Annotated in this window: 14 protein-coding genes and 1 pseudogene; 8 read left to right on the top strand and 7 right to left on the bottom strand. The window is 68.4% G+C overall.

Features of this window, described 5'->3' with window-relative positions:
- Positions 1-4: 4 nt before the first annotated feature.
- Entirely contained in the window at positions 5-892 is an 888-nt protein-coding gene (locus IG98_RS0109940) for an STM4011 family radical SAM protein (protein ID WP_051751996.1), read from the top strand.
- On the opposite strand, the gene IG98_RS0109945 is transcribed toward IG98_RS0109940, so the two are convergent.
- From IG98_RS0109945 to IG98_RS0109970, 6 genes are all read right to left on the bottom strand, one after another.
- The gene (locus tag IG98_RS0109945) at positions 844-2,109 is read right to left on the bottom strand and encodes an acyltransferase family protein (RefSeq protein ID WP_084195237.1); all 1,266 of its coding nucleotides are present in this window, start codon (positions 2,107-2,109) and stop codon (positions 844-846) included. The two genes, IG98_RS0109940 and IG98_RS0109945, sit on opposite strands and share 49 nt — an antisense overlap.
- A complete protein-coding gene (locus IG98_RS0109950) occupies positions 2,102-2,842 on the bottom strand; it encodes an alpha/beta hydrolase (protein WP_051751935.1) in 741 nt (246 codons plus the stop codon). Before IG98_RS0109950 ends, IG98_RS0109945 begins: the two co-directional genes overlap by 8 nt.
- 342 nt (positions 2,843-3,184) lie before the next feature.
- Positions 3,185-3,841, bottom strand: a complete 657-nt coding sequence (locus IG98_RS0109955; RefSeq protein WP_030908836.1) for a response regulator — start codon at positions 3,839-3,841, stop codon at positions 3,185-3,187.
- Positions 3,842-3,890: 49 nt separating this feature from the next.
- Positions 3,891-5,204, bottom strand: a complete 1,314-nt coding sequence (locus tag IG98_RS0109960; protein WP_169750099.1) for a sensor histidine kinase — start codon at positions 5,202-5,204, stop codon at positions 3,891-3,893.
- Between the two features lie 131 nt (positions 5,205-5,335).
- Positions 5,336-5,932, bottom strand: a complete 597-nt coding sequence (locus IG98_RS0109965) for a TetR/AcrR family transcriptional regulator (RefSeq protein ID WP_030908842.1) — start codon at positions 5,930-5,932, stop codon at positions 5,336-5,338.
- A gap of 61 nt (positions 5,933-5,993) precedes the next feature.
- Complete coding sequence (locus tag IG98_RS0109970; RefSeq protein WP_030908845.1) at positions 5,994-6,641, bottom strand: TetR/AcrR family transcriptional regulator; 648 nt, start codon at positions 6,639-6,641, stop codon at positions 5,994-5,996.
- 91 nt (positions 6,642-6,732) lie between these two features.
- Between IG98_RS0109970 and IG98_RS0109975 the strand changes: the two genes are divergently transcribed.
- Complete coding sequence (locus IG98_RS0109975) at positions 6,733-7,107, top strand: DoxX family protein (RefSeq protein ID WP_030908848.1); 375 nt, start codon at positions 6,733-6,735, stop codon at positions 7,105-7,107.
- Between the two features lie 131 nt (positions 7,108-7,238).
- Here IG98_RS0109975 and IG98_RS0109980 read toward each other — a convergent pair whose 3' ends face one another.
- A complete protein-coding gene (locus tag IG98_RS0109980) occupies positions 7,239-7,892 on the bottom strand; it encodes a biliverdin-producing heme oxygenase (RefSeq protein ID WP_030908851.1) in 654 nt (217 codons plus the stop codon).
- 465 nt (positions 7,893-8,357) lie between these two features.
- Between IG98_RS0109980 and lon the strand changes: the two genes are divergently transcribed.
- The 6 genes and pseudogenes from lon to IG98_RS0110005 all read left to right on the top strand — a co-directional run.
- Positions 8,358-10,727 carry an endopeptidase La gene (lon, locus tag IG98_RS0109985; RefSeq protein WP_030908853.1) on the top strand — a complete coding sequence of 790 codons (2,370 nt, stop codon included), beginning with the start codon at positions 8,358-8,360 and terminating at the stop codon, positions 10,725-10,727.
- Positions 10,728-10,885: 158 nt separating this feature from the next.
- Entirely contained in the window at positions 10,886-12,034 is a 1,149-nt protein-coding gene (locus IG98_RS0109990; protein ID WP_030908856.1) for a Fic family protein, read from the top strand.
- A gap of 234 nt (positions 12,035-12,268) precedes the next feature.
- A complete protein-coding gene (locus IG98_RS46745; RefSeq protein WP_051751937.1) occupies positions 12,269-12,682 on the top strand; it encodes a transposase in 414 nt (137 codons plus the stop codon).
- A gap of 15 nt (positions 12,683-12,697) precedes the next feature.
- On the top strand, positions 12,698-13,171 hold the full coding sequence (locus IG98_RS46750; protein WP_084195239.1) for a transposase: 474 nt from the start codon (positions 12,698-12,700) through the stop codon (positions 13,169-13,171).
- Positions 13,172-13,577: 406 nt separating this feature from the next.
- Positions 13,578-14,630 (top strand): hypothetical protein, encoded by a 1,053-nt coding sequence (locus IG98_RS0110000; RefSeq protein WP_157594260.1) that lies wholly within the window; start codon positions 13,578-13,580, stop codon positions 14,628-14,630.
- A 12-nt stretch (positions 14,631-14,642) separates the two neighbouring features.
- Positions 14,643-18,275 (top strand): annotated as a pseudogene (locus IG98_RS0110005) (DNRLRE domain-containing protein); the annotation flags it as partial.
- Positions 18,276-18,897 lie beyond the last annotated feature (622 nt).

The raw sequence follows: 18,897 nt of genomic DNA on the forward strand, positions 1-18,897 counted from the left end.
GCTCCTGCCGGGCAGGCCCGGTGGACCAAGCGATCCGAGCGCCGACGGCGAAGGTCGCGATCACCTGACGATCCTCTACCGGGGACCGCTGGCGAGCTGCGACTACGACTGCCCCTACTGCCCGTTCGCCAAGCGGCGTGACAGCCCGGAGCAGTTGAGGCGGGACCGGGCGGCGCTGGAGCGGTTCACCGCCTGGGTGGCGGGACGGGACCATCCGGTCTCGGTGCTGTTCACCCCGTGGGGCGAGGGCCTGGTTCGCTCGTGGTACCGCCGGGCGATGGTCGGGCTGAGCCACCTTTCGCACGTGCGGCGGGTCGCCATCCAGACCAACCTCAGCCACCGGTCCGGCTGGCTGGCCGAGGCCGACCTGGACACGCTCGCCCTCTGGGCGACCTACCACCCCGGCCAGGCCACCCACGAGCGCTTCCTCGCCCGCTGCCGCGACCTGGTCGCACGCGGGGTCCGCTTCAGCGTCGGCGTCGTCGGGCTGCCCGAGCACCTCGGCCACGCCCGCCGCATCCGGGCCGACCTGCCCGCGGAGGTCTACGTCTGGGTGAACGCGGCGGAGGGCGCCGCCTACACCGACGACGAGGCCGCCGACTGGACGGCGATCGATCCGCTCTTCCGGCACAGCCGGACACCGCACCGGAGCGCCGGCCTGCCCTGCCGTACCGGCGACAGCGTGATCTCCGTCGACGGCGACGGCACCGTGCGGCGCTGCCACTTCGTACCGGCCGTGCTCGGAAACCTCTACGAGGGCACGTTCAGGCCGAGGGCCACGGCGTGCCCGGCGGCGATCTGCGACTGCCACATCGGCTACGTGCACCTGGAGGCGACCGGTCTCTACGACGTCTTCGCCGGGGGAGTCCTGGAACGCATTCCCGCCCGCTGAGGTCGGCTGACGAACGGCCGGGCGGCCCGTCGGGATGCGGTACGACGTGCGGATTCCGATGACATGGTGTCAGAGCCAACGGCGCAGCTGACGCCTCTGTCCCCAAGCCGTCTCCGGATGACTCCCGGCAACCAGGCGAGCGTGAGGACCGCCACGAACACCGGAAACCAGGCCAGCCGGTGCAGCAGCCAGACCGGCTCGTCCGGCACGGCCAGCAGGCCGGGGACGTCGCCGAGGCGCAGGGCGGCGACGGCGATCACGGCTGGCGCGCTCTGGTGCCACAGGAAGAGCGTCATCGCCGACAGGTTGGCCAGCGCGACCGTCGCCCACAGCCGGGGACGCCGCATCAGCCGGGCCAGCGGGGCGCGCGCCAGCAGCGCCACCCCCACCTGGGCGAGCCCGAAGCAGACCGCCGCCAGGGTGGGCGGCGCCAGGTTGGAGACCGCGGCCCCGGTCACCCCCACCATGCTCGCCGGATACCCGAACCCGGCGACCAGCAGCACCGCCCCGGCCGCCCCGCCGGCCAGCAGGCCCACCGCCACCCGGCGCGAGCCGAGCAGGCCGCTCGCCCAGGCGATCCCCAGCGTGTACGGCACCAGCCAGCCGGCCACCAGGTTCGCCCATCCCAGCCAGGCGGGACCACCGAGCCAGAACCTGGCCAGGTCCACCCCGAGCACCACCGCGAACGCCGCGGTGGCCGTGAGCGCCGGATGCGGCCGCAGCAGCAGGGGAGTGGCCGCGGTCAGCGCGGCGAAGACGGCCAGGAACCACAGCGGCCCCACCGCCGGGAGCGCCATCGACCTGATCAGCCCCACCGGCGCCCCGCGTAGCGCCATCCCCGTTGCGATTCCCGTCCAGACCAGGACGAGCGGCACCACCGGCCCCAGCAGCCTCCCCATCCTGGCCCGCACCCACGCCCCCGCAGGAGCGCCTGATGCGGTGGGGGCCGCCGCAGAGCGGAGGCCGCGCGCCGCCGCGTAGCCGCCGACGAAGAAGAACACCGCCAGTGTCTGGAACACCCAGGACAGCGGTGTCAACGCCGGCAGGTGGCTGAGCGGGCTGGCCAGGTACACCGCCCCCGCCGGGCCCGGCGCCCACGCCGTCACCAGCCAATGCCCCAGCACCACGCCCAAGATCGCCAGCGCCCGCAGCGCGTCCACCCCCCTGTCCCGGCCGGCCGGGGTGGCCGCCTCGATCCCGGCGGTGAGACTAGCCACCGGACACCTCGCCGCCACGGTCGAGGGCGATCAGGGTCAGATTGCGCAGCGACTCGCTGCCCGGCTTGAGGTAGTCGCTGTGCCCGGCGGCTTCGGTCCCGAACGGGCGGGCGCCGAAGGACGGGGCGGCGGGATCGGGGCCGAAGCCGAACGGGCCGATCCGGAGCTTGGGTACCTCGCGCATCCAGTCGAGGGGGCCGCTGCCCACCCACAGCCGGGTGCCGCCCAGCTCGGCAGCCGAGGAGACGCCCAGTCCCGGGCTGCCGAAGACGGCCGTGTCGGCGACGCCGGAGGCGGGCACGGCCCCGGCGCACACCACCGAGCCGTAGCTGTGGCACAGCAGGCTGACCCGCTTGCCTGCCAGGGCTCCGGTGACGTAGCGCCGCAACTCCACCGCGCCCCGCTCGGCGGCCCCGTCGGTCATCACGCGGAGGCTGAGCATCGCCGGGCTGTCATAGCCGAGCCAGGCGACCACCGCCAGCCTCGCCCCCGGATCCAGCGCCCGGGCCTCGGCCAGCACCGCCCGCGCCCCTCCCCCCGGGGTGCTGTACCGCTTGGCCCTGCCGCCGTCGAAGGTGGCGGCCGTGGTGTCGGCCCCGGGGACGATGACCGCGACGTACTCGGCCGCGGCGAGATCGCCGTAGATCCGGACCATCCGGTCGCCCACGGGCGGCGGGACCGTCACGTAGGCGAGCGCCGTGGCGACGGCCACGACGAGCGTGCGGCGGAACATGCGAGCCTCCTGTCCGGTCTGCGGGATTGGACAGGACGCTAGGAGCCGAGATCCGTCAATCGCATCACCCCGGGGAGCCGTCTTCGCGATCCCCCTCAGGGGTGAGGCGGGTTCACCCCGTGGGTTCACCTGGCGGGTTCACCCGGTGGGCGAGACCGGCACCGGCACGATGACCGGTGCCGGTGGAATCCTCAGGCCGGAGGTGAAGACCCGGCAGGGAGCACCGGCCGGGGCGCGAGCCTCCCGTGACCGTTCGCGTCGGCCGGTGCGGTGCCCGGCAGGCCGGGAGGACTCAGGAAGCCCCGGGGAACCGCTGGTGACGCGGTGTGGGCCGTCGCCGCTTCATTCGCCTGGGCGGACCAGGCCCGTCTCGTAGGCGTGGACGATCGCCTGGGCGCGGTCACGCAGGTTCAGCTTCGCGAGGATCCGGCCCACGTGGGTCTTGACGGTCTGCTCCGACAGAATCAGCTCCTCGGCGATCTCCTGGTTGGACCTGCCCCGCGCGATGAGCGCGAGCACCTCGGTCTCGCGCTCGGTGATGTCGTCCAGGCGCCCGCGTGGGCGGCGCGGGCCGACGCGGGCGAACTCCGCGATCAGCCGCCGGGTCACCGAGGGGGCCAGCAGTGCCTCCCCGGCCGCCAGCACCCGTACCGCCTCGGCCAGCTGCTGCGCCGAGGCGTCCTTGAGCAGGAACCCGCTGGCCCCGGCCCGCAGTGCCTCGTAGACGTAGTCGTCGAGGTCGAACGTGGTCAGGATCAGGATCCTCGGTGTGGGACCGGTGGACTCCATGATCTCCCGCGTCGCCGCGAGGCCGTCCATGACCGGCATCCGCACGTCCATCAGCACGACGTCGGGCCGCAGTTCGGCCGTCCGGGCCACGGCCTCGCGCCCGTCGGCGGCCTCGCCCACGACCTCGATGTCCGGCTGCGAGCTCAGGAAGACGGTGAAGCCGGTCCGTACCATGCCCTGGTCATCGGCTATGAGCACCCGGATCGTCATCGAATCTCCTTGAGCGTGAAGACCCCGGGCTTCGGTCCGGGGCAGGAGGTCAAGTGTTCTCCGTGATCGGCAGTATGGCGGTGACCGCGAAGCCCGCCCCGACCGGCCCGGCCCACAGGCTTCCGCCGAGTACGGACACCCGTTCCCGCATCCCGATCAGGCCGTGCCCCATGTGTCTGGGTTCCCCGGTGGAACGGCGCCCGGCGTCGTTCGTCACCTGGACGTGCAGCTCGGCGCCGTAACGGGCGATCCTCATCGAGACGGTCGAACCGGGGGCGTGCCGCATGGCGTTGCTGAGCGACTCCTGGGCGATCCGGTAGGCGGACAGGCTCACCGCCGTGGGCAGCCCCGTCAGGTCGCCGCCCAGCTTGAGCGTCACGGTGAGCCCCGCGGATCGCGCGGTGTCGACGAGTTCCTCCAGGCGGCCGAGACCCGGCTGCGGCGCGATGTCCGCGTGCCCGTCATCCTCCCTCAGCACGCCCAGTACGCGGCGCATCTCGGTCATGGCCGCGAGCGACAGCGCGCGGATCTCTCTCAGCCCGTCCTCCAGGCGCTCCGCGTCTCCGCCCGCCCGCAGCGGAACGGCCTCCGCCTGGATGGCGATCACCGACATGTGGTGGGCGACGACGTCGTGTAGTTCCCTGGCGATCCTGGCCCTCTCCTCCAGCACGGCCTGTCCGGCCAGTGCCTGCCGGCTGCGCCGCTCCTCCTGGGCCAGCAGGCCGATGGCCAGCCGCCGGGCGCGCACGTTGTAGCCGAACAGGACGGTCGCTGTGACAACGACGATGACGATGGCCTCGTCGCCGGGGTAGATCACCCAGGCGACGAGGACCGAGACGATCCACACGCCCACGGTGATGTGCCGCTCCGAGCGGACCGCGACCGCATAGACCACGAGTACGTACATGACCGCGGCAGCCGTGTTGTACGGGGGATCGGACAACCGCGGTGAGACGAGCGTACCCAGGGGAATCAGGAGGATCGCCATCCGCCAGGCGGCCAGGGGCCACCGGCCACGGAACGCGAGCGGCAGGGAGAAGGCAAGGGCCGCGAACGTGAGCCCCTCCGTGCCGAGCGGGGGGTGTGCCCGGATCGCCTCTTCCCTGAGCAGGGAGAGGCCCACGTCGAACAGCGTGAAGGTCAGCGCCAGGTCGGCCAGCAGGACGAGGTCGATCGTCCGGAACGGCAGCAGCCCCAGCGCCCTCGGCATGCGGGGGCGGAGGCGGCGTGACCGGGGGCGGCCGGCAGGATCGGGCGCCCCGGTCACCAGCGCCTCGGCGAGGGGGTGGGCCAGTCGCGCGACGGCCTCCCGTAGCGGCCGCATGTGCCGTGCGAGGGCCTGCCGCGCTGGGGTGGGGGTCACCCGGATCAGCGTAGGCGGCGTGGCCCGTGGTCCGCGTCCCACCAGGGGGTGATCTTCAATGTCACCCGCCTTGGGGCCGCGAGACACCGCCGGGGTGTCCATCGTGACGGAACCCGCACCGCCCGGTGGGCTCAGGCCGTGCCCAGTCCGCGCAGCACGAAGCCCGAGACCGTCTCCGCGGCCTCCTCGGGCGTCACCGAGCCGCTGAGCAGCGGGACCCGCTCGGCGCCGATGACGGCGAGGATGAAGCGGGCGGCGACTTCCACGTCGGGGGCGTGGAAATCGCCCGAGGCCACGCCGCTGTCGATGATGCCGGTCAGGATGCGCTGCATCGGCTCGACATGGTCGGCCAGGCGCTGGTAGGCGTCGGGGCCCAGCGCCGCGGACAGGTCGGCGGGGCCGGGGTGGGGGTGGGCGAGCAGCCCGTCGAGCTGGAGCCTGACGAAGACCCGCAGCCGCTCGGCGGGCAGGGCCCGCTCGGGCAGCTCCCGCTCGTAGCTGTCGATGAAGTAGTGCGTCACCCGTTCGGTGAAGGCCAGCAGCAGCGCGGCCTTGTCAGGGAAGTAGTTGTACAGCACGGTGCGGGTGATCTCGGCCTCGCTCGCCACGTCGGTCATGGAGATGGCGTCGATGCCCTGCTCCCGGGAGAGACGCGAGACCGCCCGCAGGATGCGGTCCTGTGTCTGGGCGCGGTGCTCGCCGATGGTCGCGGCCGAAATCCGGGGCATGGTCCCATGGTCGCACAGTGCCGTCGCCTGCTGTCAGGTCGTCCGGTGTCCGGTCGCGCGGTCAGCGCTGGGGGCGGGCCGAGCTCATGGCGGCGTGCAGGTCCTTGGTGCTGGGAGCCGGGGGGAGCGGAGGGCCGAGGCGGTCGGTGCGACAGGCGTCGAGGATCAGGCCGATCAGTCGCCGCCACGCCTGAGGGGCGGCGCAGCGGGTGGAACCGAGCACTCCGGCGTTGGCCATCATGATCAGCATGAGGTCCTGGCCGGTGAAGTCGGCGCGCAGCGTCCCGGCGCGGCGGGCCCGCTCGATCACCCGGTCGACCGCCGCCATCGCCCGCGCTCTCGGTGCCTCCAGCGCCGCGCCGGAGAAACAGGTGGTGAGGGCCTCGGTCACCCCCTGGTCGGCGGCCTGCATCCCGCAGATGCGTTCGACCAGCCCGGCGAACGCCCCCCAGGGATCGTCGGCGAGTTCCGCCGCCTCGGCGGCTTCGACGAACTCGGCCATGTGGTCGGCCAGGATCGCCTCGATGAGCGCCTCGCGGTCGGGGAAGCGCCGGTAGAGCGTGGCGATGTTCACCTCGGCCCGGCGGGCGATCTCCTCCAGGGGCACGTCGAGCCCGCGCTCGCGGAACGCGACGCGTGCCGCCGTCATGATCCGTTCCCGGTTGATCTCGGCGTCCCTGCGCAACCCCCGACGTCCGCACGCGTTCATGAGGTGATTCTACAAAGTGAAGGAGATCCTGCGGTTATGGTACGGTGACGGCAAACGAAGGCATGCCTTCACTTATTTTTCGGAGTGCCTCATGAACGTTGTCCTCTGGGTCGTGCAGAGCCTGCTCGCCGCGATGTTCCTTTTCGCGGGTTTCACCAAGGCCACCCAGCCGCGCGAGAACCTGATCGCCCAATTGGGCGGATGGGTGGAGGATTTCTCCGCCGGGCAGGTCAAGACCATCGGCATCCTGGAGGTGCTGGCCGCGTTCGGGCTGATCCTGCCCGCTCTCACCGGCATCCTGCCCGTGCTGACCCCGATCGCCGCGGCCTGCCTGGTGATCACGATGATCGGCGCCATCGTCGTGCACGTCCGGCGCAAGGAGAATTCGGCGCTTCCGATGAACCTGGTGCTCCTCGTGCTGGCCGCCTTCGTGGCCTGGGGCCGTTTCGGGCCGTACGCCTTCTGAGCGCCGTATGTCGCTGGAGGCCTTGGGTGGGACCTTGCGGTTTCCGAGGACTGGAGGGCGCCGGACAGGTGAACGCTCCGGCACGGAGAGTCCGTGCCGGAGCGTTCACTCGTGCTGTGGGACGACCGGATTCAGGCGGCGACCTCGGACCGGGCCACCCGGCCGAGTTCGCCCAGGACCTCGGTGTTGAGCAGGTAGGCGAGCTTGGTCTCGCGGATCAGGCGCTGCTTCTCGGCCTCGTCCAGGGGCAGCGCGTCCAACCGGGCCCGGTACTCGTTCTTGAAACGGGGCAGGCTGCCGATCCCGTCGAACAGGTAGAAGTCGATGCCGCCGCCCGGCTGGTAGCCGTATATCTTCTGTAGCTCCATCCGGATGAACTGCCCGCCGGACAGGTCGCCCATGTAGCGGGTGTAGTGGTGGGCGATGTAGCCGGCCGGCCAGGTGGCGACCTGGTTGATGCGGGCGACCAGGGTCAGGGTCGGCTTGGAGGGCTCGATCCTGGACCGCCAGCCGGACCCGTAGATCGTCTCCAGGTCGCGGACCAGGGCCTCCTCCCGGTAGAGCTCGGGAAAGACGAACGGTGCCGCGACGGGGTCCTCGGCGAGCGACCGTGCGGCGCCGTCCAGGGCCACGTAGGCGAAGTAGTGCTGGGCGACCATCTCGCCGTACGCCTCGGGGGAGAGGTGGCCCGCCATCAGGGCCTTGAGGTAGCTCTCGTCCTCGGCGGATTCGTGGTCACCCCAGGTGGCGTTCCTGAGGACTTCGGAGAACGGCGACTCACTCATGATCACTCCGCGGCGAGGAAACTTTTCATGACACAGTGTCACAAAAATCGCACCGCCCCGTCAAGTCGATGACGACACCTCGTCATTAAACTGGCCGCCCTCCGTGTCGGGTACGGGTGGGACGCGCGAGGTGGGGGTGTCGCCGGGAGCCTCGGCTGGTGCTTTCACCGCCAATCTACCCTTAGGTTAGCCTCAGCTAACTTTTACTGCGTCACCGAAACCGCGGCCGGATGATCGAGGGGCTCTCCCGATGTTCCCGCCCGCCGGGACCGGGGTGAACCTTTCGCCGTCCGTGGCGCGCTCCGGGTGTTCGAGGTCGCACGGAGGCTTGAGAAGCCCCCGTGGAGAGGCGGCCGACGCCTCCGATTACACAATTACGATCGCTCACAGCGAACAGGCTCAACCTCGGGAACATTCTCAGGCTCCCATTAATTGAGTGAGTACAACTCAACCTTTGGAGTTCACATGAGTGAGAGCTTGATCCTCCCGGTCCTGCCGCTCGACGACGAGGTCGTGCTGCCGGGCATGGTGGTCCCGCTTGACCTGTCGGAGACCGAGGTCCGGGCCGCGATCGACGCGGCGCAGGCTCTCGCTGACAACAAGCCCGAAGTCCTTCTCGTTCCCCGGATCGACGGAAGATACGGTTCGGTGGGCGTGCGGGCGGTCGTCGAGCAGGTGGGCAGGCTGCCCGGCGGTGAGCCCGCCGCGGTGTTGCGCGGTGTCGACCGGGTCCGGGTGGGCACCGGCACGACCGGCCCCGGCGCCGCACTGTGGGTGCAGGCCACCGTCGTTCCCGCCGTCGCGGCGGACGAGCGCGCCCACGAGCTCGCCAAGGCGTACAAGGCGCTGGCCACCACGATCCTGCAGAAGCGGGGCGCCTGGCAGGTCGTCGACGCGGTCAACCAGATGGACGACCCCTCGGTCCTGGCCGACAACTCCGGCTACGCCCCCTGGCTGAGCACCTCGCGCAAGGCGGAGATCCTGGAGACCACCGACCCGGCGGACCGGTTGGAGAAGCTGGTCGAGTGGTCGCGCGAGCACCTGGCCGAGATCGACGTGGCCGAGACGATCCGCAAGGACGTCCAGGAGGGCATGGAGAAGCAGCAGCGCGAGTTCCTGCTCCGCCAGCAGCTCGCGGCGGTCCGCAAGGAACTCGCCGAGCTGAACGGTGACACCTCCGCCTCCGAGGAGGAGGACTACCGCTCCCGCGTCGAGGCCGCCGACCTGCCTACGATGGTGCGCCAGGCCGCGCTCAAGGAGGTCGACAAGCTGGAGCGGACCTCCGACCAGTCTCCCGAGACCGGCTGGATCCGCACCTGGCTCGACACCGTCCTCGACATCCCGTGGAACGAGCGGACCGAGGACCTGTACGACATCGCCGCGGCCCGCGCCGTCCTCGACGCCGACCACACCGGTCTCGACGACGTCAAGGATCGCATCATCGAATACCTCGCCGTCCGCGGGCGCAGGGCGGAGAAGGGGCTCGGCGTGGTCGGCGGCCGTCGCAGTGGCGCCGTGCTCGCGCTGGCCGGCCCTCCCGGAGTCGGCAAGACCTCCCTCGGCGAGTCCGTCGCCCGTGCGATGGGCCGCAAGTTCGTCCGCGTCGCCCTCGGCGGTGTCCGGGACGAGGCCGAGATCCGCGGTCACCGGCGCACCTACGTCGGCGCCCAGTCGGGCCGGATCGTCAGGGCCATCCGCGAGGCCGGCTCGATGAACCCGGTCGTGCTGCTCGACGAGGTCGACAAGGTCGGCTCCGACTACCGGGGCGACCCGACGGCGGCGCTGCTGGAGGTGCTCGACCCCGCGCAGAACCACACCTTCCGCGACCACTACCTGGAGGTGGAGCTCGACCTCAGCGACGTGCTCTTCCTGGCGACCGCCAACGCGCTCGAGGCCATCCCAGGGCCGCTGCTGGACCGCATGGAGATCGTGACGCTCGACGGCTACACCGAGGACGAGAAGGTGGCCATCGCCCGGGACCACCTGCTCCCGCGCCAGCTCGACAAGGCCGGCCTCACCGCCGAGGACGTCACGGTCGACGAGGACGCGCTGCGCAGGCTCGCGAGTGAGTACACCAGGGAGGCCGGGGTCCGGTCCCTGGAGCGCTCGATCGCCAGGATCCTGCGCAAGGTGACGGCCAACGTCGCGCTCGGCGAGGGCGAGCTGCCCGTGGCGGTGGGGGACCTGGTCCCCTATCTGGGCCGCCCGCGCAACGTGCCGGAGTCCTCGCTCCCCGAGTCCAGCCAGCGTACGGCGGTGCCCGGAGTGGCGACCGGCCTGGCGGTCACCGGGGCGGGCGGTGACGTGCTCTACGTGGAGGCGTCCCTGGCCGACCCCGAGACCGGCGACACCGGCCTGACCCTGACCGGCCAGCTCGGCGACGTGATGAAGGAGTCGGCTCGGATCGCGCTCTCCTACCTGCGCTCGCGGGGTGCGGAGCTGGAACTGCCCGTCGGTTCCCTCAAGGACCGCTCGGTGCACGTCCACTTCCCGGCCGGGGCCGTTCCCAAGGACGGCCCGTCCGCGGGCGTCACCCTGATCACGGCCCTGGCCTCGCTGCTGTCCGGCCGTCAGGTCCGCGCCGACGTGGCCATGACCGGCGAGGTCTCCCTCACCGGCCGGGTGCTCCCGATCGGCGGGGTCAAGCAGAAGCTGCTGGCCGCCCACCGGGCGGGCATCACGACGGTGCTGATCCCGGCGCGCAACGAGCCCGACCTGGACGACGTCCCGCAGGCCGTCCGCGACGAGCTCACCGTCCACGCGGTGAGCGACGTGCGCGAGGTCCTGGACATCGCGCTCACCCCGGCCAAGGTGGCCGAGCACGTCGCCGCCTGATCCGTGCTCCCGCGTCGGCCCGCCCCTCATCGGTGTGTTCGAGAGGGGCGGGCCGTCCGGCAATCCGCGCATCTTTGAACGGAACAGACTTGACAGATATAAATGTACGAATCATCTAGTCGATTGCTCGAATGATTTATTTATGATGGCATGGCTCCATGCTGTATGGAACGCCTCCACTGGAGACCGTCGACGAAGTGGTCCTCGGCGAGATCGAGGAGATGCGCCGCGACCTGAGGTACCGCCTCGCGGAGACCCACCGCTGGGACGGTCAGCTCAGACGCCAGCTCCAGGCGCGGGCCATCCAGGGGTCCAACTCGATCGAGGGCTACCGGGCCAGCGTCGAGGACATCGAGTCCATCATGGCCGGTGAGGAGCCCCTGGAGACCTCCGGCGCGGTCGCCAGGGAGATCTCCGGCTACCAGCAGGCACTGACCTACATCCAGGCGCTCTCCCGCGCCCCGGTGTTCGCGTTCGACGCCGGTCTGCTGCACGCGCTCAACTTCATGATGATCGGCCATCACCATGACAAGACGCCGGGCACGGTGCGGCCCGGCGGCATCTACGTCCGCAACTCCACCACCGGGGAGGTCGTCTACGAGGGGCCGGACGCCGAGCGGGTGCCGGAGCTGATGGCCGAGCTGGTCGCCTGGCTCAACGAGGGCGACCTGAAGGCGCCGAGCTACGTGCGGGCCGCGATGGCCCACTTCAACCTGGTGAGCATCCACCCCTGGCGGGACGGCAACGGCCGCATGTCGCGGGCGCTCCAGACGCTGGTGCTCGGCAGGGACCGGATCACCACCCCGGAGTTCTCCTCCATCGAGGAGTGGCTCGGCGGCGCCGAGAACACCGTCGACTACTACCGGGTTCTGTCGGCGGGAGGAAGGCGGAACTGGAATCCGCACGGGGACACGCTGCACTGGGTGCGCTTCTGCCTGCGCGCCCACCACCTGCAGGCCCAGCAGGTCCGGCGCAGGCTCGCCGAGGCGGGGGAGGTGTGGATGCTGCTGGAGGAGCGGGTCGACGCCGACGGGCTCAACACCCGTACCGTCTCGGCGCTCTACGAGGTGTTCGTCAACCGGCGGCTGCGCCGGAGCAGGTACCAGTCGGACGAGTCGCTCAGCCAGGGGCAGGCGGCCAGGGACCTGCGCGACCTGGCGGCCAAGGGCTGGCTCGCCCCGTACGGGGAGACCAAGGGGCGCTTCTACGCGCCCGGGGAGAGGATGCGGGCGATCAAAGACGACTTCGCCCAGCGGATCGTCCCACTGCGGGATCCGTACTGGCATGACCAGCGCTTCGTTCCTTGAAGTAGGCAGGTAAAACGACGTCGGCGGCGGCGAGGCTCGGGAACTGGGCGGCCCCGGATCCAAGGGCGGGCGTGTGTGTTGAGCTGGGCGGTCGCCACGGCGGTGGCGTAGGTGATCTCGCCGGGGTAGGCGAAGGTCTGACCGGCCAGGCGGTAGCTGTCAAACCGATTGAGACATCAGGCTACTTGTGGTGTTTGTGCTGAGGTCTCGGTCTGGAGGGTCGTGGATGGTCTGTTGATCCACACCCGGGTGGGCAGCGGCTGCCGGCAGCTGCGCGAGGCCCGTATCACCGAGGGCGCCCGACATCTGGATTCCCCTCACGATCCCCAGGCCCGATGGAGCACCAAGCGCGACACCACCTGGAGCGGCTACAAGGTCCATCTGAGTGAAGACTGTCAGGCCGACGCCCCGCGTCTGATCCTGCAGGTGCAGACGACACCGGCGACCGCCGCTGACAACGCCACCCTGGACGCCATCGCCACCGGCCTGCGTGAACGGCACCTCACCCCGGCTGAGCCCTATCTGGACGAAGGGTATGTCACCGCCGAGGCGATCGCCGAGGCCGCCGGTCGCGGCACGCAGATCATCGGCCCGCTCGCCCGAGAGGAGCTCCTGGCAGGCCAAGGCCGCTCTCGGCTTCGACCGTGACTCCTTCACCATCGACTGGGGGCCCGCGAAGCCACCTGTCCCGACGGTAAACACAGCATCCACTGGCGTCACCGCGCCCACATGGCCGGTGATGGGGCCGCGATCGGCTTCGCCGCCACCGACTGCCAACCCTGCCCGCTGCGGATCCACTGCACCAAAGGCATCGCAGGGCGTCAGATCGTCATCCCCTCCCGCCGCCTCTACGACATCCAGCGAGCCAACCGTGCCGACCAGACCGATCCGCGCTGGAGGCGGCGATACAACCTGTGCGCGGGGGTTGAAAGCACCATCTCCGAGGCCGTACGCGCCCACGGCCTGCGTCGCTGCCGCTACATCGGCCTGGCCAAGACCCGTCTGCAGCACGTCTTGATCGCTTGTGCCATGAACGCCGCCCGAATCGCCGACTGGACCGAACGCGACAACCACCCCGCTCGCGAACGCTCACCCAGCAGCTTCAAAATCCTCTGCAAGGCCCGCGCGGCAAGTTAACCAACAGAGTCCTCGCCGGGGCCGTGGGTAAGGGGTTGACTTGGTTGATTGCCACGTCTTGTCGCGGCCCTCGGGCGTTGTCATGGTGAAGTCAGATGGTGGCGAGTCCCATCAACTCATCCGCAGAATGATCGCTGAGGCTCCGAGGACTCCGGATCAGCAAGTGGCCGACCCGTCTGGGATTCCCCAGGTCAATGCCCAATATGATCATAAAAAGCGGTGTAATCAAAGATCTTTCTTTCGGTAAATTTTGCTGATACCTTCCCCTTGCCGAAAACTTGTTCGAGTGGCCCGTGCGACAGTGCGGGCCACTCGCATGCATGCAGGAGTTGGAGTGACCTTGACAAACCGAGCGGTAGGGCCCCCGTCTCTCCCGCCTGGTCGCGAACGGCGTAGACGCCGCCTCGTGAACACCATCGCTGCGACCCTGGCCACGACGATGCTCGTTAGCCTGGCTGCAGCACCTTCCTGGGCGGAGAAGGCACCCGAACCACCCCAAATTCAGGTTCCTGTCCCAGAGCGCCCCGCCCCGAAGAGCGGACAGCCCGCCACAGACAAGATGGTGGAAGCGGCCAAGAAGAAGGCCCGCGAGACCGGCAAGCGCGTCGAGATCCCTGAGCGCAATACCGAGGCCACGACGCTGTTCGCCAACCCGGACGGCAAGACGCTGCGGGTTGAGCTGTCCACCGAGCCCGTACGCGTCAAGAAGGCCGACGGTAAGGGCTTCACGCCGATCGACACCACTCTTGTTGAGGCGAACGGCGTCATCAAGCCCAAGGCCGCGAAGGGAAACCTCGTCCTGTCCGTCGGCCGGGACAAGACCCTGCTCAAGAGCCAGACGGCCGATGCCACAGCGAAGATCACCACACCGTCGGCCCTGCCCAAGCCCGAGCTGAAGGGTAATACTGCCACCTACCGGTCCGCCTACGGCAAGGGCCGCGACCTAGTGGTGACCGCGACCCGCACTGGGTTCCAGCAGAAGATCACCATCGTCGAACGGCCCACCGAGCCGGTCTTCTTCCACGTCCCGGTCGACCTGCCCAAGGGCATGTCCTTCGCGAAGAACACCACAGGCCAGCCCACCATCGTGGGCGAGGACGGCAAGACGCTGATCGAGGTGCGTCCGACCCTGCTGCAGGACGCCAAGACCACCGCCGCAGACGCCCCACTTGATACGGGCAAGATCGGCAAGGCTGCCGTCACGCTCGCCGAAGACGGCACGACCCTGGTGTTCACGCCGGACGCGGCGTTCCTGGCCGATCCGGCGACGACATACCCGGTGACGATGACCGCCGCGGCCTCGGACTGGTACGAAGGCCACACCGGCCAAACGAATCGCGACGGTGGCGCCATGGACGCCTACATCAACGATTACGACCTCACGGACAGCTGGGACACCTTCGCTGATCCTGAGATCGTGGTTGGCAAGTCCTACGCCAGCAGCATCGCCAAACGCTAGCGTGGTTACCTCAAGTTTCCCAACATCCCCGCCGAGTTCGCGGGTAGCAAGGTTCAAAACGCCGACCTGAACTTGTGGAACCACCAGTCCAATACTTGCGGCACGTCGGTCGGCTCCGGGATCACCGCGCGGCAGATCACCTCTGCCTGGGATGACATGCTGCTGTACTGGAACAGTCAGCCGTCCGTCACCAGTGTGGGGGCAGATACCGAGTACGGCGCCTACAGCGAAGATTGCAATTACGCCTGGAACCTGGTCCACTCGATCAACGGGATTGTCCAGGCGTGGGTCAACGGTGACACCAACTACGGCATTCAGCTCACCGCAGGCAACGAATCCGAGTTGCGAAACTGGCGGCGCTACGCCTCTGAAGACGCCGGCGGCTGCAGGAGCGAGCCACTGGAAGACTGCAAGTTCCAGCTCCACCCGCCCATCCTCACCGTCGACTTCGAACCGGTGGCGCCTGAGACCTTTGAGGTGATCTACAACAACTACACTGGTCCTGAAAAGCAGTTTACCTACGAGGAGGCGAAGGCTCACCAGCAGTGGACGTATGACGGCGTACCTAGCACTCCGTTCATGGGTGAGGACGCGGTGCGGGCCCAGATGGAACAGCCGCTATCTCCCGATATTATCGAGCCTGAGAAAAATGTACTCAGCCCCGAGGATGAACCGGCGTTGGAGCCTGTCCCTGGCGACAGCGTTGCTCCCACCGTGGTTGGCGCCATTCCAGCTGCGGATGCGACAGGTGTTGTCTTGGGCACCCAGCTCAAGATCACTTTCAGTGAGGCTGTCTGGGAGCCCGAACTCAGCGTGAAGGACCCCTCGGGCAACGAGGTAGCAGGAGTCCCCTCCCTGGCGGCTGACCGGCGAGAACTGCTGTTTACTCCCAGCCAATCACTACACGCGGGCACGCGCTACACAGCTGAGGTCTCCGAGGCCTACGATCAGGCCGGAAACGGTATGACCCCGCACATCTGGTCCTTTACAACCGCCGTGCAAGCAGCCGCTCATTGGAAATTGGATGAGGGTACAGGAAGTATTGCCGCTGATGCTTCGGGCCATGGCCACAACGCGACTGTGAATCCTACGGCGCAATGGATGCCTGGCAAGATAGGCACTGGTTTGTCCAACCGGGCGACCGCATCTGCGCCTCTCTCTCCACAAGCAGAATTGGAAAGTTCGCCGTCTGCTGTTGCCCACGCGTTACAGAAGGCTGTGCAGGACGGCAAGCCGGTTGAGGTGACCAGCGAAACCTCAGCGACCTCTATCACATACGCTCAGCCTGACGGAAAGACGTTCACCACCGAGTTTTCCGCAGGTCCGGTACGAACGCAGCAAAATGGCGCATGGGTACCCATCGACACTACCCTGGCCGAGCAGAACGGGGTGCTGAAGCCGAAGGCGATCGCCTCAGGGGTTGCCGTAACGATCACTAATGGCGGCGCAGGCGCGTTCGCATCCATGACAGCCATTGGCGGGCAGTCCTATGCGCTGCGCTGGCCGAGCCCACTGCCCAAGCCGGTGATCAACAAGAACATCGCAACGTTCACCGACGCTGCCGGTAAGGGCGCGGATCTGGTTGTCACTGTGCTGCCCACCGGATTCCGGCACGATGTGGTACTGCGTGAGCGGCCCGCCAAGCCGCTGGAAATCCGCATCGGGGCGGAGACCAGTGGCCTGACCCTCACCGAGGGCAAGGGCGGACGCCTGCTGCTCACCGGTAGCAAGGACAAGAAGCTGGTCGCTTCGGCGCCGCAGCCGGTGATGTGGGACTCCTCCGCGGGAGCTCGCCCGGCCGCAGGCCGCCCTCCGCGGGCCAGGCACGCGAAGATCGCCACCGACGTGGTCACCACGGACGGCCGGACCGAGCTGGTGCTCAAGCCCGACCACGCGTTCCTGTCTGATCCGGCCACGAAGTATCCGGTGCGGGTGGACCCCACTGTCACGCTGCCGGCCAACAACGACGTGGACGTCAACAACGTCTTCAACACCGCCGGGAACCCGGCGGACCCGACGGGTCCGCTCTTGATGGCCGGTACCTGGGACGGCAATGAGAAGCACCGGGTGCATCTGCGCTTCGACACCGCCTCCCTGACCGGGACGACCGTCACCGACGCCAAACTGTCGCTGCTGAACATGGACTCCTCCGGATGCGGCACCACGGTCGCAGCGGGCATCCAGGTCCGACGTCTGACCAGTGCCTGGGATGAGAACAACCTGGACTGGGCCAACAAGCCCACCTCGACCACGGAGGACGCCCAGATCAACAAGGCGGGCTTCGGCGACTCCTGTCCGGGCGGGCCGACCGCGCTGGAGTGGCCGGTCACCGGGATCGCGCAAGACTGGGCGGCCGGCGCGGCCAACCACGGCCTGGTGCTGCAGTCCCCCACAGAGACCAACGTCAACAACTACCGGGTGCTCACCTCCTCCGAGGACACCGATTTCGACAACCCGCCGAAGCTGACCATCACCACCACCGGCCCGGCCTCCACTCCGGCCGTCAGCGCCCTGACCATCACCCCGGCCCAGAACTCAGGTGGCATCACGACGGTCACCTCGCTCACCCCGCAACTAGCGGCCACCGTCTCCGACACCATCGGCGGCACCCTGACCGGCCAGTTCGAGATCGAGCACGACCCGACCGCCACCGGGCAGGGCACCGGCCAGATTTGGACCGGCGCCTCAGCTGCGGTCACCTCCGGTAACCAGGCCACAGCAACGGTCCCGGCCGGGAAACTGATCGACGGGTGGAAGGTCCGCTGGCGGGCTCGCGCGGCCAACGCTGCGGCCTCGACCACCTCGGCGTGGTCGGCGTGGCAGAACGCCACCATCGACGTACCTGGCCCAATCTCGGAGCCGGCTGTGGGCGCGTTGCAGGTCAACCCCTCGACGGTGGTGAACGGTACAACCGTAACCTCCACCCTTACCCCCAGCCTATTGGCACAGGTGAGCGACCCGGCTGGCGGGAGCCTGCGGGCCGAGTACGAGATCGAGCACGACCCGACTGCCACAGGTCAGGGCACTGGCCAGATTTGGACCGGCAGTGTCGACAACGTCGCCTCCGGCACTCAGGCAAGCATTGCCGTACCGGCGGGCGAACTGATCGACGGTTGGGTGGTGCGCTGGCGTGCCCGGGCGGTCGCCGGGCAGTTGTCCTCGGCGTGGTCGGACTGGCGGCAGGTCAAGGTCGACGTCATCCAGCCCGGCGAGGAGCCGTTCGCGCAGACCACCGGACCAGTGATTCGCACCGACCAAAGCTTCACCCTCGCCACCTGGCTACGGTGGAGTGACACGGACGGCGACTACACCGTCATCGAGCAAAAGGGCACCCACCAGGCACCGTTCCGCCTTGGCAACACGCCTGAGCACGGCTTAGTCTTTACGTTGACCAGCGACGACAGCGCTGATGCCACACAGCAGGGCGTCCTGTCTAATGTCAAACCGCCCGCCGATGAATGGTTCCACCTTGCGGGTGTTTATGATGCCAGCGCCAAGACCGCCTCGCTGTACCTCAACGGCGCGTTGCTCAAGTCTGAGGCACTCAGCACCGCCTCTTGGCAGGCAGAGACGCCGATGACTATCGGCACTGCCATAATTGGCGATCTAGATGACATCCAAGTCTTCCAGAAACCGATGAGCGCCGACGAGGTCGCTGGGATGCACGCTGGCCACAGCGCTAAATTCTCCGCTCCTGCCGTAAGTACTGAACCCAAGCGGTCCAATAAGAAGGCGGAATCCCGTCCGGCCGACTTGGCGTCATCGATGCAAGCGAGCACGAGCTTCCCCTACGAGCGCCTGAGTACCCAACAGTGTGCTGATCTGCGCGAGAAAAAGTTCCCGACGCCACCAGGCAAGAGCCCCAACGACAACGCCATCAACTCCTCTTGGAGCGTTTACACCTACTGCACGAGCAGCAACCACTCCTGGTTGGTTCAGGGCAGCAGGGGAAGCGCGGGGGGTGTTAAGTTGTCGACGTCGCTGGTTATCGACGCCTACGCGGGCGGATGGAAGAAGCACGGCGAGATAGCCCGAGATGACGGGAAGGGCGCTGGCGCCCGCCATCCGAGAGATATAGCAATCTACCTACGCGTCGACAACGTCGATTACAACAGCACCTGGACCGCAGGGCACACCGGGGACGAGTACATCGACGTTACCATCGAAGCAGTCTCATCCCCCGGAAATCAGGGCAAATGCGAACTCACCGGCAGTAAATGGAAGACCAGCTCCGGGGAAATTAGCAAAACGGTCTCACAATTGGCAC

The sequence above is a fragment of the Streptosporangium amethystogenes genome, from assembly GCF_000721075.1.
GTDB lineage: Bacteria > Actinomycetota > Actinomycetes > Streptosporangiales > Streptosporangiaceae > Streptosporangium > Streptosporangium amethystogenes.